The organism is Chromobacterium sp. FG89, from assembly GCF_057808735.1.
In genome coordinates this window covers 41,119-62,964 of the sequence record NZ_JBMDIQ010000004.1, presented here as the reverse complement: position 1 = coordinate 62,964, position 21,846 = coordinate 41,119, and the positions used below count along the sequence as shown (strand labels likewise).

Here is a 21,846-nt window from a genome sequence, read left to right as displayed (position 1 = left end):
GAAACCGGTTGCGCCTGGCGCGGCCGGTTTTTTTGCTTTGCGGCGCGCCGCCGTGGCGCGGCGTCGACGCTTCTCGTCTCCCGCCTGAATGCGGCGGCCTCCAGCGAAAGGTATGATCCGAACCATGGAAGTCGAAATCGCAAAAATATTCATCGCGCTGCTGGTGCTGGTCAATCCGCTGGGCGCCATTCCCATCTTCATCAGTCTGACGCCCACCTCCAATCAGCTGGAGCGCAAGAAGATCGCCAAGACCACGGCCATCGCCGTGGCCATCGTGCTCTGCCTGTTCGCCGTCGTCGGCGAGACCCTGCTGCGCTTTCTCGGCATCAGCGTCGGCTCTTTCCAGGTGGGCGGCGGCCTGTTGGTGATGCTGATCGCCATCGCGCTGATGAACGCCAAACCGGGACCGACCAAGACCACCAAGGTGGAGCGCGAGGAAGCGGAAACCAAGACCAATATCGCCGTGGTGCCGCTGGCCATCCCGCTGATGACCGGCCCGGGCACCATCTCCACCGTGATCATCTATGCGACGACGGCCTCGTCGTGGGTACAGGTGGTTTACCTTTTGGTAAGCAGTTTGCTGGTGGCCATCACCTGCTACGGCGCGCTGGTGCTGGCCTCGCCCTTGTCCCGCCTGCTGGGGCAGACCGGCATCAACATCGTCAACCGGGTGATGGGCATGCTGCTGGCGGCGGTGTCGGTGGAAATCATCGTGGATGGGATTTACCGGCTTTTTCCGCAGCTTGCACGATAAAATCCCAAAAAACCCACAAACTCGGCAGGATTATTGTGCTGAGGCGATCAGCACAGCGCCTGGCGTTCAATACCAGACAAAGCGGGGCAAGACCCGGGCTCCGCCCGTTCGCCGCATGGAAAACCCCTTGTTTTTACTTGGGGTTTTCCATGTCCACGCTCAAGCCCAAGCCCGCATCTGTATATAGACAGACGGCGCTGTATACACATTTTCAAAGACAACTGTTCATTGTTTGTACCGATCCCAAGCAGTACTAATAAGGGGTTTTCATCCAATGGTCATTTTGCCATGTCTAGCCAGCAAGCCGTCCCCATCAAAATCTATCCGCGCCTGACCACCGGCCGCTTCAACAACGTTCGGGTGTTCATGGTTCTCGCTACCCAACTGGCGTTCTTCGGCCTGCCCTGGTTGCAGTGGAACGGCAGGCAGGCTGTGCATCTGGATCTGGAACAACATCGCTTCCTGATCTTCGGCCTCACCTTCTGGCCGCAGGACTTCATCTTCTTCGCCGCCTTGCTGGTGATCTGCGCGCTGGGCCTGTTCCTGTGGACCGCGCTGGCCGGCCGGCTCTGGTGCGGTTACAGCTGTCCGCAGACAGTCTACACCCAGATCATGTTGTGGATAGAACGGCTGACCCTGGGCGATCACAACGCCCGCCGCAAACTGGACGCGGCGCCGATGAGCGTGAACAAGTTCACGCGCAAGACGCTGTCGCACGGGCTGATGGGCTTGTTCTCGCTGATCACCGGCTTCACCCTGGTCGGCTACTTCACCCCGGTGCGCGAGCTGGCCGCCGCCGCGCCCAGCCTGGCCTACGGCCCGTGGGAAAGCTTCTGGATCCTGTTCTACGGCGGTTTCACCTGGCTGCTGGCCGGCGTGCTGCGCGAGAAGGTCTGTCTGCACATGTGCCCGTACGCGCGCTTCCAGGGCGCGATGTTCGACAACGACACCCTGATCATCTCCTACGACAACCGCCGCGGCGAACCACGCGGCAAGAGCAAGCAGGCGGCCGACAAGGCGCGCGGCAGCTGCATCGATTGCGGCATCTGCGTCCAGGTCTGCCCCACCGGCATCGACATCCGCAACGGCCTGCAATACGAGTGCATAGGCTGCGCCGCCTGTATCGACGCCTGCGATCAGGTAATGGACAAGATCCATGCGCCGCGCGGGCTGATCAGCTACACCAGCGCCGCCGCGCTGGAAGCCGCCGGCAAGCCGGAACGCCCCAGCAGCAGCCATCGCCCGCGGGTCATCGTCTACTCCAGCTTGCTGGCCGGCATCATCGCCCTGTCCACCACCGCGCTGATCCTGAAAAAACCGTTCAAGGTGGACGTGCTGCGCGACCGCGCGGTCCTGGTGCGCGCCACCGACGACGGCCTGCTGGAAAACAGCTATAACCTGAAGCTGATCAACACCAGCGAACAGGCGCAGCGCTTCAAGATCCAGGTGGAAGGCCTGCCCAGCCTGAGGCTGGACAAGCCGGGCCAGGTGGTCGAAGTCGCGCCCACCCGCACCGAGACCGTCACCGTGCGAGTGCAGGCCGAGCCCGAGCACGCCACCCGCGGCGCGCACGACATCTACTTCGTGGTCAGCTCGCTGAGCCATGACGGTAGTATGATCAGGGAAAAATCCAGCTTCATCGGCGAATGAATCTAGGACCCGCCGATGTTTTTCAGCGCCAAGCAAACGTCGGCGGCCCTAGGCAGTCCATCAGGAGTCATGCCGCGGCGCAACGCCGCCGCGGCTCAACCGCCAGGAATACAATGAGCAAGACCAGTCAACTGAGCCAGCGCTTTCGCCATGCCATCGAGCAAGGCCATCTGCGCCCCGGCGATCGCATGCCTTCGCTGCGCAAGCTATGCCTGGACCACAAGGTCAGCATCACCACCGCCCAACGCGCCTACGCCGAGCTGGAGAAACAAGGCCTGATCGAGTCCCTGCCCCGCTCCGGTTTCCGGGTGCTGGGCCTGTCCTCGCTGTCGCTGCGCCAATCGCCGCCGCTGCCGGACCACCCGGGCGAGTTCCGCGCCGAGCACCTGACCATGGCACTGCCCATGCCCTGGGGCTGCCCGTTCATGAACCCGGTATTGATCAACACCACGCCGCTGACCCGCGCGCTGACCCGCGCGCTCAGCGATTACCGCTACGCCTTGTCCAGCACCGACAGCGAGGGCTACGAGGGGCTGCGCCGAGAACTGGCGCTGCGCTATCTCGCCCAGGGCGTGGAGCTGGACGGCGAGGAAATGCTGATCACCTGCGGCGGCATGGAGGCGCTGAACCTGGCGATCCGCTCGGTGGCCCGCCTCAGCGGCAGCGACTGCATGCTGGTGATCACCCCGGCTTTCCCGCCCATCTTCGAACAACTGGAACACCTGGAACTGCGCGCCGTCGGCTTCAACTGTCCGCCGGGGCAGCCGCTGGACCTGGAGCGGCTGGAGGCGCTGCTGATCCAGCACCAGCCGGCCGGCATCATCGCCATGCCCAATTTCCAGCACCCCACCGGCCAGGTGATGAGCGATTCGCAAAAAGCCGCGCTGCTGGCGCTGGCGGAACGCCACCGCGTGCCCATCATCGAGGACGACACCTATCGCGAGCTGTACTTCGGCGAAGGCGCGCCCTTGCCGCTCAAGGCTTTCGATCAGCGCGGCAGCGTGCTGCACTGCTCCTCCTTCAGCAAATCGCTGGCCCCCGGCTATCGCGTGGGCTGGATCGCCGCCGGACGCTTCCGCGACAGCATTCTGGGCCTCAAGCTGTGCAGCTCGCTGGCCACCCCGCTGCCCAGCCAGATGGCGCTGGCGCGCTTGCTGGCCGGCGGCCATCACGAGGACATGCTCAGCCTGTTGCGCCAGCGTCTGCAAAACAATCTGGCCGCGCTGCAACAGCAGATCTCCGCCCATTTCCCGGCCGACTGCCGGATGGCCCGGCCGCAGGGCGGCTACTTCCTGTGGGTGGAGCTGCCGCCCGGCGTCGACTGCCGCCGCCTGCTGCCGATGGCGATGCAACAGGGGCTGCACTTCGCGCCGTCCCAGATGTTCCACACCCCGGGACAGGACACCGGCAACGCGATGCGCTTGAACTTCAGCTTCTTCGATCCGCTGCAACACCGCTCCGGCGTCCCCCTGCTGGCCGAGCTGCTCAGCCCGGCCAACGTCCGCTGAGCCTCAGATCCGCTCATCCGCCAGCTTGACCCGCTTGCGCTGCCCCAGCAGGGGCAGCAGCAAGACGGCGGACAGCATGGTGGTCACGGACAAGGCCAGGAAAAACCCGTCCCAGCCCCAGGCGTCGGTCACCTTGGCCAGCGGGTAGCCGGACAGCGCCGCCCCCAGATAGCCGAACACGCCGACGAAACCGGTGGCCGCGCCCGCCGACTCCTTGTGCGCGGCCTCGGCCGCCGCCATGCCTATCAGCATCTGCGGGCCGAAAATAAAGAAACCGATGAAGAAGAAGCTGCCGGCGATCAACAGGTAGTGATCCACCCGCAAGGTCCACAGCAGCAGCACCGACAGCAGGATGCCCAGGGTGAAGATGATGTTCATCGGCACCCGGTTGCCGCGGAAAAAACGGTCCGAGCCCCAGCCGGCGACGATGGTGCCGATGAAGCCGCCCACCTCCAGCCAGAAAATCGCCGAGTTGGCCTTCAGCAACGCGTAACCGTGCTGCTCCTGCAGAAACTTGTTGCCCCAATCGTTGATGCCGATGCGCACCACGTAGACGAATAGATAAGACGCGGCCAGCAGCCAGATGAAGCGGTTGCCGAACACATAACGCCGCAATACCTGCCACATCGGCAGCTTGGCGCTATTCCTCTCCTGCTCCAGCTCCAGTTCGTCCCGCCGCCAGGCCCCCACCGTCGGCAGGCCCATGGACGCCGGCCGATCGCGCAGGCGGACGCACAGCAACAGGCCGACGGCGATGCCGATCACCCCCGGCACGATCATGCCGTAGCGCCAGCCGTAGGCCATCGCCAAGGCGCCCGCCAGCAAGGGAATCAGCGCGCCGCCGACATTGTGCGAGGTATTGCAGATCGCCCACCAGAAACCGCGCTCGTTGCGCGAGTACCAGGCCGTCATCAACTTGGCGCACGGCGGCCAGCCCCAGCCCTGGAAGAAGGCGTTCAGCGTCCACAGCGCGGTAAAGGCCAGCAAGCTGCTGCTGAAGCCGAACAGAATGTTGATGACGCCGGTGGCGATCAGGCCCAGGCCCATGAAGTAACGCGGATTGGCGAAGTCGCTCATCATGCCGGACACGAAGCGCGACACGCCGTAGACGATGTAGAACATCGACAGGATGGCGCCGCCGGCGGCCCGCTCCCAGCCCAGGTCGTCCAGCATCGCCGGCAGGATGGAATTGAAACTGCGGCGGGTGAAATAGTAGACGGCGTAGCCGGCGTACAAGCCCAACATGATGTGGAGGCGCCAATGGCGGTAGCTGGCGTTGATTTCCTCCTGGTTCTTGTCCACCGGCGCCTCCGGCTGCGCGCGCAGCCAGCTCAGCCATGTTCTCAGCGACATGTGCGTTCTCCTCTGTCCGCGCCACCGCGACGGCGGCGCCGTTGTGACCGGCGCGTCTTTGCGCGCCTTGCCTCAAGCCAGCCGCTGAATCAGCTCCAGCGCCTCGCGGTGGCGGGCCGGATCGCCGGCCGCCACTACCCGGCTGCCGCTGTCCAGCGTGATCGCCCGACCCTCCCAATCGCTGATCACGCCGCCGGCGCCCTCGATCACCGGCCGCATCGCCGCGTAGTCGTAGAGCTTGAGGCCGGCGTCCAGCGCCAGGTCGGTGCGCCCGGAAGCCAGCAGGCCGTAGCTGCGGCAAGCGCCGCCGTAGACCCGCCAGCCCGTGCGCTCGCAAAAGCCCTGCCATACCGGCCTTTCTTCCGGCAGGAAAAAATCCGGGCTGCTGACCGAGACGAAGGCCCGCTCCAGGCTGGCGCAGGCTCGGGTCCGGCATTCGCGGCCGCCGTCGCGCTTGAACAATAAGGTGGGCAGGCCGCGACGGCCTATCCAGCAGTCGTCGGTGGCCGGCTGGTCGATCACGCCCAGCACCGGCACGCCCTGATGCAAGAGCGCGATCAGGCTGCCGTAGACCGGCATGCCGGCCATGAAGGAGGCGGTGCCGTCGATGGGGTCCAGCACCCACAGCCATTCCGCGTCCCGCTCCCTGGCGCCGAACTCCTCGCCCAGCACGCCGTGGTCCGGATAACGCCGCAGGATGCGCTCGCGCAGCTTTTGCTCAATCTCCAGATCCAGTTGAGTCACCAGAGTGCGGTCCGGCTTGAACTGCGAACTCCAGTCGGTACGGGAAGCCAGCAAGCCGCGGCTGTCCGCCACCAGCTCCCGCGCGAATGTCAGCCATTCATCCAATTGTCCTTGGGCATACCGCCTCATCCCACCCTCCTTTCACTGCCTCACTGCATCACCGCCCGTGTCGTCCACTGGCCGTTCTTGACTTCGGAAATCGTCACCGCCGCCTTGTTGAGATCGCCCTTGGCGTCAAAGGAAAAATCGGTGCTGACTCCGGCGTAGCTGAGCTTGGCCAATACCGGCATGAATCGCGCCGGCTCCACCGAACCCGCCTGCTGCATGGCGGCCGCCACCATCATCATGCCGTCGTAGAACTGCGGCCCCAGCCTCACCACATCCTGCTTGAAACGCGCCTGATAGCGCTGGCGGAAAGCCTTGCCCGCCGGCCTGTCGTTCAACTGGCCGCCGGGAATGCCGGCGAAGTGGCCGCCGGCGCTGTCGCCGGCCAGGCTGAGGAAGGTGGGCGTTTGCAGCATGTCGCCGCCCAGCAGGCGCGCGTCCAGACCCAGCCGCTTCATCTGCTTGGCCATGGGCGCGGCCTGGGCGTCGGCGCCGCCGTAGAAGATCACCTGCGGCCGCAGCGGCTTGACCGCGGTCAGGATGGCGGAAAAATCGCTGGCCTTGTCGTTGGTGTACTCGCGGCGGGCGATCTTGCCGCCGCTGGCCTGCACCGCCTTGGCGAACTCGTCGGCGATGCCCTGGCCGTAGGCGGTGCGGTCGTCTATCACCACGATGCTGCTCGCCTTCAGCGTCTGCACCGCGAAGCGGCCCAGCGCGGCGCCCACCTGGCTGTCGCTGCCCACCAGCCGGAAGGCGGTGCGGTAGCCCTGCCGGGTATAGGCCGGGTTGGTGGACACCGATAGCTGCGGAATGCCGGCGGCGGCGTAAAGACGCGCAGCCGGAATCGACACTCCGGAATTGAAATGGCCGAGCACCGCCTTGACGCCGGAGTCGACGAAGCGTTGCGCCACCTGGGTGCCGATGCGCGGATCGGCCTGGTCGTCTTCCGCCAGCAACTGGAAGCGCACCGGCTGGCCGCCTATCTGCGGCTTGCGCGCGTTCAATTCGTCCACCGCCAGCCGCGCGGCGTTTTCATTGTCCTTGCCGTAATGGGCTTGCGGGCCGGACAAGGGCGAGGCGAAGCCTATCTTGACCAGGGTTTCGGCGGCCGCCGGCCAGGCGCCGATCAGCAGCGCGGCGCCGGCGAGCGCCGCCCGCAGGGGGAAAATGGTTTTCATCTCGTCTCTCCTTTGTTTTGGATGGGTGCTGCGCAAAACGCCCGGCGCCGCGCCGGCGGCGCCGGGCCTCAAGCTAGTTCACGTACCAGATGGTCTTGGTCTGCTGGTATTGCTCCAGCGCCTCAAGGCCTTTGTCGCGCCCGCCGAAGCCGGATTGTTTGAAGCCGCCGAAGGGCGTGGTGATGTCGCCCTCGGAGAAGCCGTTGACCGACACCGTGCCGGCGCGCAAGGCGGCGGCCACGCGCTGCGCGCGCCTGACGTCGCGGGTGTACAGCGAGGCGGCCAGGCCGTAGACGCTGTCGTTGGCCAGGCGCACCGCCTCTTCCTCGCTGTCGAAGGTGCTCACCGCCAGGATCGGGCCGAAGATTTCCTCCTGGAAGACGCGCATCTTGGCGTCGACCTGGTCGAAAATGGTGGGTTCGATATACCAGCCGCTGCCCAGCTCGGCGTGGATGCGGCCGCCGTGCACCAGCCGCGCGCCCTCGGCCTTGGCCGCGTCCAGATAGGCTTTCACCCGCTCGAAGTGGGCTTGTTCCACCAGCGGCCCCACCTGCACCGTCGGGTCGGTGGGCAGGCCCAGCTTCCAGCCGGCCAGCCGCCGCTTGAGCTTCTCCAGCAAGGCGTCCTTGACGCCGGCGGCGACGATCAAGCGCGAGCCGCAGCTGCAGTTCTCGCTCATATTCCAGAAGGCCGCGGCCAATACGTCGTCGACGATCTCGTCCAGCTCGGCATCCTCGAACACCAGCTGCGGACTCTTGCCGCCCAGCTCCAGCACCACTTCCTTCAGATTGCTCTCGGCGGAATACTGCAGGAACAAACGCCCCACTTCGGTGGAGCCGGTGAAGGACACCATGTCCACGTCCGGATGCCGGCCCAACGCCTCGCCCACCGACTGGCCGGAGCCGGTGACCAGGGTCAGCGCCGCGGCGGGAATGCCGGCCTGATGCGCCAGCTGGGTGATGCGATAGGCGCTGAGCGAGGTCTGCTTGGCCGGCTTCACCACCACCGAGTTGCCGGCGGCCAGCGCCGGAGCCACTTTCCACGCGTACATCTGCGCCGGGAAGTTCCACGGCAGCACCGCGCCCACCACGCCTATCGGCTCCTTGACGATGAAGCCCAGCGCCTCCGGCCCGGTGGGCGCCACCTTGCCGTAGCACTTGTCTATCGCCTCCGCGTACCAGCCGAAGGTGTCCAGCGTGGCCGGCAGATCGGTGTTCAGACATTCGGTGATGGGTTTGCCGGCGTCGATGCAGTCCAGCGCCGCCAACTCCTCGACGTGTTCTTGCAATAGCGCCACCCAGCGCTGCATCGTCTGCTTGCGCTCGGCCGGCGGCCGGCGCGACCATTCGCCGGACTCGAAGCCGGCGCGCGCCGCCGCCACCGCGGCGTCGACGTCGGCGGCGTCGCCGGCGGCGACATGGCCGATCAGGCTGTTGTCCATCGGCGTCCGATTGTCCAGCCGCGCGCCCTTGCCCTCATGGCCGGGGATCAGCAGGCCGGCCCATAATTGCCCGGCGCGGGCCTGCTCGAATACCGTTTCCTTGCTTAATGGCATCTCAGTCTCCTGTTAACGATCGAACGCGGCCAGCGCGTCGAGGAAGGCCTTGGCTTCCGCGCCCGGCAAGGGCAGCAGCGGCAGGCGCACATCGCCGGCCTCGACGCCGTGGCGACGCACGCCCAGCTTGGCCTTCTGGTTGTAGCCGCCGGATTCCATCGCCTGGATCGCCGGATACATCGCCGCCATCAGCGCGCGCACCCGCGCCCAGTCCTCAACCTTGGCGGCGTTCAGCATCGCCACCTGTTCGCCGGGAAAGACGTTGGCCGCGCCGCTGATCCAGCTGCGCACGCCCCAGAACAGAAAATCCGCCGCCTGGTCGTCGCAGCCGCAGATCACCTCGAAATCCGGCAAGTTCGCCTGGATCAGCGCCAGCGCGCGGCTGAAATCGCCGCTGCTTTCCTTGATGCCGACGATATTGGGCTCGCGGCTCAGCTCCGCCACGCTGTCGATGTCGATGCCGACCCCGGCGCGCGCCGGGAAGTTGTAGAGGATGATGGGCAGCGCGCTGGCGGCGGCCACCGCCTTGAAATGGGCGACGATGCCGGCCTGGTCCGGCAGGCTGTAGGCCGGCGGCGCCAGCATCAGCGCCTCGTAGCCCAGCTCCGCCGCCTGGCGCGCGCGCGCGATCGCGCCGCGGGTGGACAGGTCGTTGGCGCCGGCGATCAGCCGCAGCCGGCCCTTGCCCGCCTGGGCCACGCACTCCAGCACTTGGCGGCGCTCGCCCTCGTCCAGCGCGTAGTATTCGCCGGTGGTGCCGCAGGCGACGACGCCGGCGACGCCTTGCTCGATGAAACGCTCGATCAGCTGCCGCAGCGCCGCCAGGTCCAGGCGGCCGTCGCGGTCGAACGGCGTGACGATGGGAACCAGAATGCCTTGTTCTTGCATGGGAGTTTCCTTTGTACTTACGGGTGGAAGAAGGTCGCGCGGCTCAAGCCGGCGCGGCGGCGGCGGGCGCGGAGCGGACGCGCCAGATCGCGATGTCGGCGTAGCCGTAGAACACGCTGATGGCGATCACCAGCAGGTGGTACCAGAGAAAGGGCAGATACTGCAGCGTGGACACGCCCAGCGTCGCCGCCATGAACACGCCGCCGTCGCTCCAGGGCACCATGGGCGCGGTCACCGTGCCGCCGGCTTCGACATTGCGCGACAGCACCCGGCGCTCTATGCCCTGCAGATCGTAATTGCGCTCGGTGATGGTGCTGGCGGTGATCAGCGACACATAGGCGGCGCCGCCGAAGAAGTTGCCGAAGAAGCCGCCCAGAATCGTCGAAACGGTCAAACGGCCCGGATTATTGGCCCAGCGCAGGAAGTTGGCGCTGATCACCTCCAGGATGCCGGCGCGCTCCATCAGGCCGCCCAGACCCAGGGCGAACAGGATCAGCGCGATCACGCTGAGCATGGATTCGATGCCGCCGCGGTTGAGCAAGGTGTTGAGAAACTCCACGTCGGACGCGGTGCGGTTGCCGAAGTACGCGGTGCGCACCGCGTCCAGCACGGGCATGTCCTGCGCCCACCAGGCGCAGACGATGCCCATCACCGCCCCCGAGCAGATCACCGGGATGGACGGCAGCCGCATCGTCAACATCGTGATCACCGCCGCCGCCGGCAGCAGCAGCCAGCCGTTGACGGTGAAATGCGAGCCCAAGGCCTGCATCGCCAGATCGGCGCGGCCGGTGTCCAGGCCGGCGTCGACATAGAAGAAACCGACGCCGAGGAACAACAGCGCGGTCAGCAAGGTGGCCGGCACGCTGACCCACATCATCGAGCGGATGTGGTCGATCAGATCCACCTTGCACAGCGAGGCGGTCATCACCGTGGTGTCCGACAGCGGCGACATCTTGTCGCCGACATAGGCGCCGGAAATCACCGCGCCGGCCACCAGCGGCAAAGGCATTCCGAAGCTGTAGCCTATGCCCATCATCGCGATGCCCGCCGTGCCGGCGGTGCCGAAGGAGGTGCCGGTGGCCAGCGAGGTCAGCATGCAGATGATGAAGGCCGCGCACAGAAAGATCTGCGGGCTCATGATGGCCAGGCCGTAGTAGATGATGGCCGGCACCACGCCGCCGGCGATCCAGGTGCCGATCAGCGCGCCCACGGTAATCAGCACCAGCACCGCCACCATGCCGTTGTGGATGCCCTGGATCAGGCCTTGCTGCATATCGTCGTAACTGCGGCCCAGCCAGTTGCCCAGCCCTATCACCAGGAACCAGCTGCTGAACAGCGCCAGCTGGATGGGCAGGTCCAGCACGTTAAGGAATAGAAACATGATGGCGATGAAACCGGCCATCACCGCGACAACCTGGGTTGCGCTCGGCAAGCGCGGCGATCTTTGTTGCATGGCGTTTCTCCTCTGCTCGGGTGGGCGGCCGGCGGCGTCGAGGCTGCCGGCGCGGAGGGGCCGCGGCGCTCAGAACCTGTTTACGGTCTGCTGCGCTGCTGCGATACCGCATTGAAAACGACTTCGACATGCTCATGCACCACGGGTACATTCCGCTTCCTCGGCCGTTTTCGCCTTGTCTCGCTCTAACTCGCGAGATCGAAAACACGTTCTAAAAGCGCGCCAGGCGGTAAGGATGCAAATCCAGATCCGGCGGACGCCGCAACACCATGTCGCGCAGCAGCGCGCCGGTGGTGGCGGCCAGCGTCAGGCCCAAATGGCCGTGGCCGAAAGCGAAATACAGGCCCTGGCGATCCGGGGCCGGGCCGATCACCGGCACGGTGTCCGGCAGCGACGGCCGGTTGCCCATCCACAGCGTCATGCCTTCGGTGGAAAAATCGCCGACGATGCGCCGCGCCTTGTCCAGCAGGATCTCGGCGCGCCGCCAGTCCGGCGCCGCGTCGCGGTGGGCCAGTTCCACGGTGCCGGCCAGCCGCAGGCCGCCGTCGGCCAGCGGCAGGATCACGAAGCTTTCGCTGGCGCACTGAATGAAATGGCGCAAAGCCACGCCGGCCTTGGGCAGGTTGACGTGATAGCCGCGCTCGCTTTCCAGCGGCACCCGGTAGCGGCACTGCCGGGTGAAGCGATCGCTCCAGATGCCGGCGGTCACCACCACCTGGGCGGCGGCCAGCGTGCGGCCATCGGCGCAGACCACGCCGTCGACCTTGCCCTCGCCTTCGCTCAGGGCCGCCGCCTCCGCTTGTTCGAAGCCGCCGCCGGCGGCGACGAAGGCGTCGAACAGGCCCCGGCAGAACAGATAGGGATCATCGACATGGGACCAGGACGCCACCTTGACCGCGCGCGCCCAGCCGTCCAGCAGCGCCGGCTCGCAAGCCTGGGCCGCCGCCTGATCCAGCGCCTGCCAGCCCACGCCGTGCTCGGACTTCCGCCGCCAGGCCGGCAAGGCCCGCTCCAGCTCGGCCGCGTCGCGGTACAAGGTCAGCGCGCCGTGCCGCCGCCACATGCCCTCCAGCCCGGCCAGCTCCACCAGCGGCGCGTAATCGGCGGCGGCCCGGTTCAGCAAAGCCGCCAGCGCGCGGGTCAGGGCAGCCACCCGCGCCGGCCGGCTGGCCAGCGCGAAACGCGCCAGCCACGGCGCCAGCGTCGGCAGATAGCGCCAGCGCACCGCCAGCGGCCCCAGCGGGTCCAGCAGCCAGCCGGGCAGGCGGCGCCAGACGCCGGGCTCGGCCAAGGGAATCACATCGCTGACCGCCAGCGCGCCGGCGTTGCCGTAGCTGGTTTCCCGCGCCGGTTCGCCGCGGTCCAGCAGCAACACCTCCAGCCCGGCTTGCCGCAGTTGCAGCGCCGCGGCGATGCCCACCACGCCGGCGCCGACGACAATGACGCGCGCGCTCATCTCAGGCCACCTCGAAGCCGTGGACATAGGGATCGGCGTCGTCCAGCAGGATGCGGTTGTAGCCGGTGAAGCGCGCCCAGCCCCGCACCGAGGGCACGATGGCCGGGTAATCGCCCACCCGCGTTTCCGCCAGCACGCGGCCGACGAACTGGCTGCCGATCAGGCTCTCGTGGATGAAATCCTCGCCGACGGCGAGCAGGCCGCGCGCGTGACGCTGAGCCAGCCGCGCCGAAGTGCCGGTGCCGCAAGGCGAGCGGTCCAGCGCGGACTCGCCGTACAACACCGCGTTGGCGGCGCTGGAGCCGGCGTTCTTGGCCGCGCCGGTCCACTGGCAATGACGGACGCCGCGGATATTGGGGTCCAGCGGGTGGACGATGTCGTAATGCCGGTTCAGGTATTCGCGCAGTTCGCGCCCCATCGCCACCAGCTGCGCCGGCGAGTAATCCGCCATATCGCGATAGCCCGGCTGCGCCTCGACGATGGGATAGAAATTGCCGCCGTAGGCGATGTCCACCCGCAAGCGCCCCAACGCGGACACCTCGGCTTCCACATCGCGCAGGTAGAGGAAGGACGGCACATTGGTCAAGGTCACCGCGGCGACCTTGTCGCCCTCCATCCGGTACTCTGCCGCCACCTTGCCCGCCGGCGTGTCCAGATTCAGCACCCCGGGCGCGGCCGGCGTCACCAGACCGTGCTCCAGCGCCATGGTGACCACGCCTATGGTGCCGTGGCCGCACATCGGCAGGCAGCCGCTGGTCTCGATGTAAAGCACCGCGATGTCGCAATCCTCCCGCGTCGACGGATACAGAAAGGCGCCGGACATCTGCGCATGACCGCGCGGCTCGAACATCAGCCCGGTGCGGATCCAGTCGTAGCGGCGGATGAAATCCAGCCGCCGCTCCGCCTGGGTTTCCCCTTCCAGCCGCGGACCGCCGTTCACCACCAGCCGCACCGGATTGCCGCAGGTATGGCCATCGAGACATTCGAATTCGCGCACCGCCATGTTCTTGCTCCTCGCTTGTGATGGGGCCACTCTAACCGCGCTCTTTTTTGAATACAATTTTTGAGGCGCGCAGCAGACAAGCGCTTGCGAGAATATTGCGTTATCTCACATGTGAAATAATTAATTTCACAATAAAATCAACATGTTATTGCGTGTTGTTTTTTAATCACCTTGCATTGCAGCATCGCTACCAACTCAAAAACACCTTAAAAAAGGGATGAAACCGCGAATAATTGAATACAAAATTACAGCAGACACACCCATAATCCATGCCAAAACAAAGACTGGACGCGGCCATTGCCCGCCCTCCCCGCGCCTGTGATAATTTGAAAACTCCAACCGCCGATTTCGCCATGCCCCAAACCACCGCTCCGCGCCAAACCCTCACCGCCACCACCACCGACACGCTGCGCCAGCGCATCCTGCTGGGAGAGTGGCCGGCCGGCACCCAACTGCGCCAGGAGGCGCTGTCCAAGGAACTGGGCGTCAGCCGGGTGCCGCTGCGAGAGGCGCTGCGTCAACTGGAGGCGGAAGGATTGGTGGCCATCACCGAACGGCGCGGCGCGGTGATCGCCCAGCTGTCGCTGCCGGAAGTGCTGGAATTGCTGCGGGTGAGAGTGCTGCTGGAATGCGATATGTTGCTGGAGGCGGTGCCGCGGCAGACCCAGGCGGATCTGGACGCGGCCGGCGCGCTGCTGGCGCAGTTCGAGGAGGCGCTGCGCCGACGGGATGTCGGCGCCTGGGGCATTCTGAATTCGCGCTTCCACCTGGCGCTGTACCAGGCGGCCGACCGGCCTCAAACCCTGGCGCTGATCGAGCAGTTGCACAATCGCACCGATCGCTACACCCGGATGCAGATTCTGCTGACCAATTTCAGCGACCGCGCCCATCGCGAGCACAGCGAAATGCTCGAACTGTGCCGCCGCAAGGACGCGGTCAGCGCCGCCGCCTTCCTGAGACAACACATCCTGAACGCGGAAGAAGCCCTGGAGGCCTGGCACCAGGAGCATCAAGGCGAAAACGGCCGCGGCGCGCGCAAGCCGGCTTGAATACCGCCCGCCAAGCGCGGCAAGCACTTGGTTTCAAACAGAAAAGTCTTTAGACACACTATATCCAATGGCTAAAATAATGATGATGACATCACCTTTCTAGCCATTTGATCATAATCAAATAATGCACAGTTTTGAAAATGCTATACGCATTAAAATAACAGAAAAATACATTATTCCAACGGTCTAGTCACGCGCAAAAACCAAGCAACTCACTGTTTTTCAAAAACAAATACAACACAAACGCCCGCCGATCCCCTGCTGCGCCCGCCAATCTGTATACATCTGATCACAGTAATCTGTACATTGCCTGTACCCATACAATGCGATAACAATGCTTGCGACAATTAAAAAGCGATTCATCATAATTAGGCTACGGCAATCGCCAAATAGCCTGATTGTCTGACCATAGTCAGGCGTGACCAAATCGCTCGCCGCCGGAAGCGACTGTCCACTCCGCGCTCCATCCGGCGCTCCCTTATCGTGTCAGTAGAACCAAAACGAGCTATTTCGATGCCAAATTTAGACAGAAAATATGACATTCAGAAATTGAATGAAGATCAAATCGCCATCAACATCAATGGCAATACCGTCGCCGCCGCGCAGGGCGAGACCGTGCTCAGCGTGCTCAACGCCGTCGGCTTGCGCCGCGTCAGCCGCAACGACAGCCAGCAAAGCATGGGTTCCTATTGCGGCATGGGCGTCTGCCATTGCTGCCTGGTGCGCATCGACGGCCGCTACAAGCGCCGCGCCTGCCAGACCGTGGTGCAGCCCGGCATGACCGTGGAAACCGCGGCCAATCGCATCGAACTGGAGGGCCTGCAATGAGCGCGCGTCCCATCATCGTCGGCGGCGGCCCCGCCGGCATGGCCGCGGCCATCGAGCTGGTCAAGCACGGCCTGCCCTGCACGCTGATAGACGAAGCCTCGCGCCTGGGCGGCGTGGTTTACCGCGGCCCGCTGCGCCAGGGCGTGACCCTGGACTATTTGGGCGAGCGCTACCGCGACGCCATGCAGGCGCTGCACGCGCAGTTCGCCGAAGTCAGCCACGCGGTGGAGATCAAGCTGAACACCCGCGTCGTCGGCGGCGAAGCCGGCCAGTGGCTGTACGCGCTGAATGAACAGGAAAAAGTCGAAAAGATCGACTTTGAACAATTGCTGCTGTCCGCCGGCTGCCACGAACGCAGCGTGCCCTTCCCCGGCTGGACCCTGCCCGGCGTGATCATGCTGGGCGGCCTGCAATTGCAGATCAAGAGCGGCGTGGTCAAGCCGCTGGGCCGCACCACCATCGTCGGCACCGGTCCCTTGCTGCCGCTGGTGGCCTGTCAACTGCACCGCGCCGGCGCCGACGTTCAGGGCGTCTACGAAGCCAGTTCCTTCGGCCGCATCGCCAAGGAAACCCTGGCCATGCTGAACAAGCCGCAGCTGTTCCTGGACGGCCTGAGCATGCTGGCCTACCTGAAACGCCACGGCGTGCCGCTGCACTACGGCTGGGGCGTGGTGGAGGCGAGCGGCCAGCAAGAGGTGCAGGAAGTCACCGTCGCGCCTTACGACGACAACTGGACGCCGGACCTGAACCGCGCGGTCAGCCTGGCCACGGAAACCCTGGCGGTGGGCTACGGCTTCATTCCGCGCACCCAGCTGACCCAGCAAATGGGCCTGCGCCACGCTTACGACGCCGACGGCTTCCTCAAGCCGGAAATCAACGGCTGGCAGCAAAGCAGCGAAGCCCACATCCACCTGGCCGGCGACATCGGCGGCCTGCGCGGCGGCGAGGCCGCCATGCTGAGCGGCCGCATCGCCGCCCAGTCCATCCTCAAGCAACGCGGCGCGATCAGCGCCGAACTGGCCGAGAAAAACCGCCAGCGCTACCTGACGGAACTGAAAACGGTGCTGCGCTTCCGCGTGGGCATAGACAGCTTCACCCAACGCGGCAGCGGACAGCTGACGCTGCCGCAGGAAGACACGGTGATCTGCCGCTGCGAGAACGCGCTGCGCAAGGATATCGACGCCGCGCTGGAACAAGGCGTGCAGGACTTGATCAGCCTGAAGATGCGCACCCGCGTCAGCATGGGCGATTGCCAGGGCAAGATGTGCGTCGGCTATTGCAGCGACCGCCTGCGCGAGCACACCGGCAAGGCGGACGTGGGCTGGATCCGCCCGCGCTTCCCGCTGGACCCCTTGCCGTTCTCCGCCTTCCAAACCGAAACCGAAGAGGCCTGACCATGAGCAGACAATACGACATCGTGATCGCCGGCGGCGGCGTGATCGGCGCCTCTTGCGCCTACCAGCTGTCCAAACGCAAAGACCTGAAAATCGCGCTGATCGACGCCAAGCGCCCCGGCAACGCCTCGCGCGCCTCGGCCGGCGGCCTGTGGGCGATCGGCGAATCGGTGGGCCTGGGCTGCGGCGTGATCTTCTTCCGCATGACCTCGGCCAAGAACAAGCGCGAGGCGGCCGGCGCCGCCATCGCCGTGGACGCCAGCACCCCCCACATCCTGCCGGAGTCCTTCTTCAATTTCGCGCTGGCCTCCAACGCGCTGTATCCGGCCCTGCATCAGGAGTTGATCGAAAACCACGGCATGGATTTCAAGTTCGAGGAAACCGGGCTGAAATTCGTGATTTACGACGAGGAAGACCAGCTCTACGCCGAACACATCGCCGCGCAGATTCCCCACCTGTCCGATCAGGTGCGCTGGGTGGACCAGGCCCAACTGCGTGAAAACGAGCCCTACATCAGCCACGAGGCCACCGGCGCGCTGGAATTCCTGTGCGACCACCAGGTCAGCCCCTTCCGCCTGACCGACGCCTATACCGAGGCCGCGCGCCAGAACGGCGTCGACGTGTTCTTCAACACCAATGTCACCGGCGTGCTCAAGCAAGGCTCGCGCGTCACCGGCGTGCGGACGCTGGAAGCCGGCGAATTCCACTGCCACACCCTGATCAACGCGGCCGGCTCCTGGGCCGCCGAGTTGAGCCAATGGGCGACCGGCATCGATATTCCGGTCAAACCGGTCAAGGGCCAGATCGTGCTGTCGGAAAAGATGCCCAAGCTGTTGCGCGGCTGCATCACCACCAGCGATTGCTATATCGCGCAGAAGGACAACGGCGAAATCCTGATCGGCAGCACCACGGAGGACAAGGGCTTCGACGTCAGCAACACCTATCCGGAAATCGCCGGCCTGGTCAAAGGCGCGATCCGCTGCCTGCCGGAGATGAAGAACATCAACATCAAGCGTTGCTGGGCCGGCTTGCGCCCCGGCTCCCCGGACGAGCTGCCCATCCTCGGGCCGATGCAGGGCGTGGACGGCTATCTGAACGCCTGCGGTCACTTCCGCACCGGCATTCTGACCTCGGCCATCACCGGCGTGATGCTGGACGCGCTGGTGCGCGGCGAAACGCCGCCGCTGGACGTGACGCCCTTCCTGGCCGACCGCTTCAACGCCCCGGCCGCCAAGCCGACGGTGCAGGAAGCCGTCGAACTGGCGCTCTCCTAAACCAGCGACGGCCCGTCGCTCCCGCGGCGGGCCGTCCCACTGATTCAGATGTTCCTCTGTTACAGGCCGGCTAGTCCGGCCTGCTTTTTTTGCCCCGCCGCGCCACCCTCTTAGAACCTGTTTACGATCTCGCGAGCTAGAGCGAGACAAGGCGAAAACAGCTGAGAAAGCGGAATGTACAGAGGGTACATGAGCATTTCGAAGCGGTACTCACCGTGTCACATTTCACAACGCGCAGCAGATCGTAAACAGCTTCTTACTGGCCTACGCCGCGGCGCTCGTACACCGCCTGCGCCAAGGTGCCCAGGTCGACGTACTCCAGCTCGCCGCCCACCGGCATGCCGCGCGCGATGCGCGTCACTTTGAGGCCGCGCTCCTTCAACAGCTCGGCGATCATATGCGCGGTGACCTCGCCCTCGGCGGTGAAATTGGTGGCGATGATCACCTCCTCCACCGCGCCGTCCGCCGCCCTCACCAGCAGCTTGTCCAGATTGATGTCGCGCGGGCCGACATTGTCCAGCGGCGAGATGCGGCCCATCAGCACGAAATACAGGCCGTCGAAGCATTTGGCCTGCTCCAGCGTCAGCAGATCCGCCGGCATCTCCACCACGCACAGCAAATCCTGCCGGCGCTCCTCGTCGGCGCAGATCGGACATAGCGGCGTTTCGCTGAAGGTGTTGCAGCGTTCGCAGTGGGTCAATTGGGTCAGCGCGCGGTCCAGCGCGCGCGCCAGCTTGTCCGCGCCCTTCTTGTCGCGCTGCAACAGGTGGAAGGCCATCCGTTGCGCGGTCTTGGGTCCGACCCCCGGCAACACTTTCAGGGCGGAAATCAGATGGTCTAGAGCGGGAGGATTCTTCATCGCTTTCACAATCGGGAAAAACGGCGGCGCAGACGCGCGTGCCGCCAGGCGAAAACCAGGCGGAAAATGCCGTAATGCAGTGTCAACAAGCAGGGCGCGCGCGGCGCGAAGCCGATGCGGTCCACCACTTCGCAGCCGCCGGACAAGGCGCGCACCCGCCGCCGGTGCAGCCAGCGCCGCTGGGTCAGCATGGTGGAGCGCTCGTCGAAGGCGCCCGGCTCCAGCCGCGTCAGCTCCAAGTCGTCGCATTCCACCGGCAACAGGCCGAACAGCAGAATCCGGCACGGTCCGATGCGCGCCGGCGGCCTCAAGCCGTCGGGCAGCTCGCCGCCCGGCAAGCGCATGCGGAGCCAGGGCCCGAGCTCGTCGTTGATGTCGGCGGCGCTGGCGGCGTGCGCCCACACCCTGTCGGCGTCGGCGCGCAGCCGGCTGCGCACGGTGAAATGGGCGAATCCGCGCATGGCGACCTCGGAAACAACGTAAAAATGGCCCGGCGCGCGCCGAGCCATCCGGATGCCGAAACCGATGCGATCAGAACGGCAGCTTCATGCCGGCCGGCAGGTTCAGGCCGGCGGAAAAACCGGACATCTTTTCCTGAGTGGTGGCTTCCACCTTGCGCACCGCGTCGTTGAACGCGGCGGCGATCAGGTCTTCCAGCATTTCCTTGTCTTCCTTGGCGTCGTCCAGCAGGCTGTCGTCCAGGCTGACGCGCTTGACGTCGTGAGAGCAGGTCATCACCACCTTGACCATGCCGGCGCCGGATTGGCCTTCCACTTCCACCGTGGCCAGTTCTTCCTGCGCCTTCTTCATATTGTCCTGCATTTGCTGGGCCTGCTTCATCAGGCCGGCGATACCACCTTTGCCAAACATAATCGTTTCACTCCTTCACGGGTTGAATGGTTTCGATGAGCAGCGTCGCGTCGAATTCGCGCACCATTTGCTGCACCACCGGATCGTTTTTCATATTCTCGCGCGCGATGTCCAACTGCTCCTGCCGATGGCGGGCGTCTTTCATCGCCGGCGTCTCCAGGCCCAGCTCTTCCACCGTCACCGCCAATTCCACCGGCCGGCCGAAGCGCTCGCTCAAGGCGAGCTTGAGCTTGTCCTGGTAATCGCGGCTGGTCATGTGGCGGAAGCTCTCCGGCACCGCCAGCGCCAGGCGTTCCTGGTCCCAGTCCTTCAATACCGCATTATGGGCCAGCATGCGCGCCGCGCCCAGCTTGACGCCCAGTTCGGTCACCAGCGCCTGCCAGTCGCCGTCGAAGCGATAGTCGGCCGGCTCCTCCGGCGGCGCCTGCAAATAGGACGGCATCTCCTCGTCCGCCGCCGCGCCCTGATCCCAGGGCACCTCGTCGGGACTGACGTCGCCGTCGTCCGACGCGTCTTCCTCCTCGGGCTCCGGCTCGGGCGGCGGCGCGGCCTGACGGACCGGCGCGGCCGGCGCAGGCGGCCTGGCTTCGGGCGCGGCAGGCTCGGGTTCGGGTTCCGCCGCCGGCGCGCTGTCCTGAACCGGCTGCGGCGCGGATTGTCGCGGCGCCGGCGAACTCAGGCCGGCGGCCTGCAAGGCCCGCGCGGCCGGCGAAATGCCTCCCGGCGCGGCCGGGACCGGCTGCGCTTGCGGCGGCTGCGGGCGAGCCGGCGCGCCGGCGGCCGGGCGCGGAGGCGCGGCTTCGGCCCGGGCGTTGGCCGGATGGAAGGCCAGCATGCGCAGCAGGGTCATATTGAAGCCGGCGTGCTCGTCCGGCGCCAGCGCCAGGTCTTTGCGGCCGTGGATGGCGATCTGGTAATACAGCTGCACGTCCTGCGGCGCGATGGCGTCCGCCAGCGCCTGCAGCGCGTCGCGCTCCGGCTCGTCCTGGGCAACCGCCTGCGGCACGGTCTGCATCAGCGCCAGCTGCTGCAACAAGACCGCCAGTTCGCTCAAAGCGCCTTCGAAGCTGACCCCGCGCTCGGCCAGGCCGTCGGCCTCGGCCATCAGCTGCGGGCCGTCGCCGGCGGCCAAGGCCTGCAGCAAGGCGAACAGATAGCGGCGGTCCACCGCGCCCAGCATCGCGCGCACGCCGTCTTCCTTCACCTCGCCCAGACCGTAGGCGATGGCCTGGTCCAGCAGCGACTGCGCGTCGCGCATCGAACCGGAGGCGGCGCGGCCCAGCAAGGCCAGCGCCGGCGTCTCGTAGGCGATGCCCTCCACGTCCAGCATGTGGGCCAGATGGCCGGCCACTTGTTGCGGCGTCATATTGCGCAAGGAGAACTGCAGACAGCGGCTCAACACCGTGACCGGCACTTTCTGCGGATCGGTGGTGGCCAGAATGAATTTGACGTGGGCCGGCGGCTCCTCCAGCGTCTTCAGCATCGCGTTGAAGGCGCTCTTGGACAGCATGTGCACTTCGTCGATGATGTAGACCTTGAAGCGGCCGGACGTCGGCGCGTACTGGGCGTTTTCCAGCACTTCGCGGATATTGTCGATGCCGGTGTTGGACGCGGCGTCGATCTCCAGCAGATCGACGAAGCGGCCGGTGTCGATCTGACGACAGGCCGAACATTCGCCGCAGGGTTCGGCGGTGGTGCCGGTTTCGCAGTTCAGGCTCTTGGCCAGAATCCGGGCGATGGTGGTCTTGCCCACCCCGCGCGTCCCCGTCAGCAGATAAGCGTGATGCAGACGCTGTTCTTTGAGGGCGTTGGTCAAGGCGCGCACCACGTGCTCCTGGCCGACCAGATCGGCAAAGCGCTTGGGACGCCACTTACGGGCAAGGACTTGATAGCTCATGGGGGCGGATTTTAATGGCAATTGCCGC

19 protein-coding genes are annotated in these 21,846 nt (G+C 65.6%); 7 read left to right on the top strand and 12 right to left on the bottom strand.

Annotated features, from left to right (window positions below):
* The first annotated feature begins 124 nt into the window (after window positions 1–124).
* The 3 genes from ACODRW_RS05225 to ACODRW_RS05215 all read left to right on the top strand — a co-directional run bounded on the left by ACODRW_RS05225 (window position 125) and on the right by ACODRW_RS05215 (window position 3,912).
* Window positions 125–754 (top strand): MarC family protein, encoded by a 630-nt coding sequence (locus ACODRW_RS05225; RefSeq protein ID WP_019103674.1) that lies wholly within the window; start codon window positions 125–127, stop codon window positions 752–754.
* Window positions 755–1,042: 288 nt separating this feature from the next.
* Window positions 1,043–2,404 carry a cytochrome c oxidase accessory protein CcoG gene (gene ccoG, locus ACODRW_RS05220; RefSeq protein ID WP_107799031.1) on the top strand — a complete coding sequence of 454 codons (1,362 nt, stop codon included), beginning with the start codon at window positions 1,043–1,045 and terminating at the stop codon, window positions 2,402–2,404.
* Window positions 2,405–2,517: 113 nt separating this feature from the next.
* Complete coding sequence (locus ACODRW_RS05215) at window positions 2,518–3,912, top strand: aminotransferase-like domain-containing protein (protein ID WP_158274263.1); 1,395 nt, start codon at window positions 2,518–2,520, stop codon at window positions 3,910–3,912.
* Between the two features lie 3 nt (window positions 3,913–3,915).
* Here ACODRW_RS05215 and uhpC read toward each other — a convergent pair whose 3' ends face one another.
* The 8 genes from uhpC to ACODRW_RS05175 form a co-directional block, all read right to left on the bottom strand.
* The gene (gene uhpC / locus ACODRW_RS05210) at window positions 3,916–5,265 is read right to left on the bottom strand and encodes an MFS transporter family glucose-6-phosphate receptor UhpC (protein WP_107799029.1); all 1,350 of its coding nucleotides are present in this window, start codon (window positions 5,263–5,265) and stop codon (window positions 3,916–3,918) included.
* Window positions 5,266–5,337: 72 nt separating this feature from the next.
* Window positions 5,338–6,138, bottom strand: a complete 801-nt coding sequence (locus ACODRW_RS05205) for an inositol monophosphatase family protein (protein WP_107799028.1) — start codon at window positions 6,136–6,138, stop codon at window positions 5,338–5,340.
* A 20-nt stretch (window positions 6,139–6,158) separates the two neighbouring features.
* A complete protein-coding gene (locus tag ACODRW_RS05200) occupies window positions 6,159–7,292 on the bottom strand; it encodes a branched-chain amino acid ABC transporter substrate-binding protein (protein ID WP_107799027.1) in 1,134 nt (377 codons plus the stop codon).
* Window positions 7,293–7,365: 73 nt separating this feature from the next.
* A complete protein-coding gene (locus ACODRW_RS05195) occupies window positions 7,366–8,847 on the bottom strand; it encodes an aldehyde dehydrogenase (protein ID WP_488905293.1) in 1,482 nt (493 codons plus the stop codon).
* A gap of 12 nt (window positions 8,848–8,859) precedes the next feature.
* Window positions 8,860–9,735: a 4-hydroxy-tetrahydrodipicolinate synthase gene (gene dapA / locus ACODRW_RS05190; protein ID WP_107799025.1), complete on the bottom strand. Its 876-nt coding sequence runs from the start codon at window positions 9,733–9,735 to the stop codon at window positions 8,860–8,862.
* 43 nt (window positions 9,736–9,778) lie between these two features.
* The gene (gene nhaC, locus ACODRW_RS05185; protein ID WP_107799024.1) at window positions 9,779–11,188 is read right to left on the bottom strand and encodes a Na+/H+ antiporter NhaC; all 1,410 of its coding nucleotides are present in this window, start codon (window positions 11,186–11,188) and stop codon (window positions 9,779–9,781) included.
* Between the two features lie 211 nt (window positions 11,189–11,399).
* A complete protein-coding gene (locus tag ACODRW_RS05180) occupies window positions 11,400–12,644 on the bottom strand; it encodes an NAD(P)/FAD-dependent oxidoreductase (protein WP_235089533.1) in 1,245 nt (414 codons plus the stop codon).
* 1 nt (window position 12,645) lies between these two features.
* Entirely contained in the window at window positions 12,646–13,647 is a 1,002-nt protein-coding gene (locus ACODRW_RS05175; RefSeq protein WP_227107477.1) for a 4-hydroxyproline epimerase, read from the bottom strand.
* 353 nt (window positions 13,648–14,000) lie between these two features.
* On the opposite strand from ACODRW_RS05175, the gene ACODRW_RS05170 reads away from it, so the two are divergent.
* The 4 genes from ACODRW_RS05170 (at window position 14,001) to hcnC (ending at window position 18,192) form a co-directional block, all read left to right on the top strand.
* On the top strand, window positions 14,001–14,696 hold the full coding sequence (locus tag ACODRW_RS05170) for a GntR family transcriptional regulator (protein ID WP_107799021.1): 696 nt from the start codon (window positions 14,001–14,003) through the stop codon (window positions 14,694–14,696).
* Between the two features lie 549 nt (window positions 14,697–15,245).
* A complete protein-coding gene (locus tag ACODRW_RS05165; RefSeq protein ID WP_304529379.1) occupies window positions 15,246–15,524 on the top strand; it encodes a (2Fe-2S)-binding protein in 279 nt (92 codons plus the stop codon).
* Window positions 15,521–16,918, top strand: coding sequence for an FAD/NAD(P)-dependent oxidoreductase (locus ACODRW_RS05160; protein WP_107799019.1), 1,398 nt, complete (start codon window positions 15,521–15,523; stop codon window positions 16,916–16,918). The genes ACODRW_RS05165 and ACODRW_RS05160 overlap by 4 nt, the downstream gene beginning before the upstream one ends.
* A 2-nt stretch (window positions 16,919–16,920) precedes the next feature.
* Window positions 16,921–18,192 carry a cyanide-forming glycine dehydrogenase subunit HcnC gene (gene hcnC / locus ACODRW_RS05155; protein ID WP_253315247.1) on the top strand — a complete coding sequence of 424 codons (1,272 nt, stop codon included), beginning with the start codon at window positions 16,921–16,923 and terminating at the stop codon, window positions 18,190–18,192.
* 256 nt (window positions 18,193–18,448) lie between these two features.
* Here hcnC and recR read toward each other — a convergent pair whose 3' ends face one another.
* The 4 genes from recR to dnaX all read right to left on the bottom strand — a co-directional run bounded on the left by recR (window position 18,449) and on the right by dnaX (window position 21,818).
* Window positions 18,449–19,051, bottom strand: coding sequence for a recombination mediator RecR (recR, locus tag ACODRW_RS05150; RefSeq protein WP_048412399.1), 603 nt, complete (start codon window positions 19,049–19,051; stop codon window positions 18,449–18,451).
* A gap of 5 nt (window positions 19,052–19,056) precedes the next feature.
* A complete protein-coding gene (locus ACODRW_RS05145; RefSeq protein WP_488905292.1) occupies window positions 19,057–19,512 on the bottom strand; it encodes a hypothetical protein in 456 nt (151 codons plus the stop codon).
* A gap of 70 nt (window positions 19,513–19,582) precedes the next feature.
* Window positions 19,583–19,921 (bottom strand): YbaB/EbfC family nucleoid-associated protein, encoded by a 339-nt coding sequence (locus ACODRW_RS05140; RefSeq protein ID WP_081547734.1) that lies wholly within the window; start codon window positions 19,919–19,921, stop codon window positions 19,583–19,585.
* 7 nt (window positions 19,922–19,928) lie between these two features.
* Window positions 19,929–21,818, bottom strand: coding sequence for a DNA polymerase III subunit gamma/tau (gene dnaX / locus ACODRW_RS05135; RefSeq protein WP_235089537.1), 1,890 nt, complete (start codon window positions 21,816–21,818; stop codon window positions 19,929–19,931).
* Window positions 21,819–21,846 lie beyond the last annotated feature (28 nt).

Coding starts and splice junctions, on each gene's coding strand:
- ACODRW_RS05225 (WP_019103674.1), top strand. CDS start 125: ATGGAAGTCGAAATCGCAAAAATATTCATCGCGCTGCTGGTGCTGGTC.
- ccoG (WP_107799031.1), top strand. CDS start 1,043: ATGTCTAGCCAGCAAGCCGTCCCCATCAAAATCTATCCGCGCCTGACC.
- ACODRW_RS05215 (WP_158274263.1), top strand. CDS start 2,518: ATGAGCAAGACCAGTCAACTGAGCCAGCGCTTTCGCCATGCCATCGAG.
- uhpC (WP_107799029.1), bottom strand. CDS start 5,265: ATGTCGCTGAGAACATGGCTGAGCTGGCTGCGCGCGCAGCCGGAGGCG.
- ACODRW_RS05205 (WP_107799028.1), bottom strand. CDS start 6,138: ATGAGGCGGTATGCCCAAGGACAATTGGATGAATGGCTGACATTCGCG.
- ACODRW_RS05200 (WP_107799027.1), bottom strand. CDS start 7,292: ATGAAAACCATTTTCCCCCTGCGGGCGGCGCTCGCCGGCGCCGCGCTG.
- ACODRW_RS05195 (WP_488905293.1), bottom strand. CDS start 8,847: ATGCCATTAAGCAAGGAAACGGTATTCGAGCAGGCCCGCGCCGGGCAA.
- dapA (WP_107799025.1), bottom strand. CDS start 9,735: ATGCAAGAACAAGGCATTCTGGTTCCCATCGTCACGCCGTTCGACCGC.
- nhaC (WP_107799024.1), bottom strand. CDS start 11,188: ATGCAACAAAGATCGCCGCGCTTGCCGAGCGCAACCCAGGTTGTCGCG.
- ACODRW_RS05180 (WP_235089533.1), bottom strand. CDS start 12,644: ATGAGCGCGCGCGTCATTGTCGTCGGCGCCGGCGTGGTGGGCATCGCC.
- ACODRW_RS05175 (WP_227107477.1), bottom strand. CDS start 13,647: ATGGCGGTGCGCGAATTCGAATGTCTCGATGGCCATACCTGCGGCAAT.
- ACODRW_RS05170 (WP_107799021.1), top strand. CDS start 14,001: ATGCCCCAAACCACCGCTCCGCGCCAAACCCTCACCGCCACCACCACC.
- ACODRW_RS05160 (WP_107799019.1), top strand. CDS start 15,521: ATGAGCGCGCGTCCCATCATCGTCGGCGGCGGCCCCGCCGGCATGGCC.
- hcnC (WP_253315247.1), top strand. CDS start 16,921: ATGAGCAGACAATACGACATCGTGATCGCCGGCGGCGGCGTGATCGGC.
- recR (WP_048412399.1), bottom strand. CDS start 19,051: ATGAAGAATCCTCCCGCTCTAGACCATCTGATTTCCGCCCTGAAAGTG.
- ACODRW_RS05145 (WP_488905292.1), bottom strand. CDS start 19,512: ATGCGCGGATTCGCCCATTTCACCGTGCGCAGCCGGCTGCGCGCCGAC.
- ACODRW_RS05140 (WP_081547734.1), bottom strand. CDS start 19,921: ATGTTTGGCAAAGGTGGTATCGCCGGCCTGATGAAGCAGGCCCAGCAA.
- dnaX (WP_235089537.1), bottom strand. CDS start 21,818: ATGAGCTATCAAGTCCTTGCCCGTAAGTGGCGTCCCAAGCGCTTTGCC.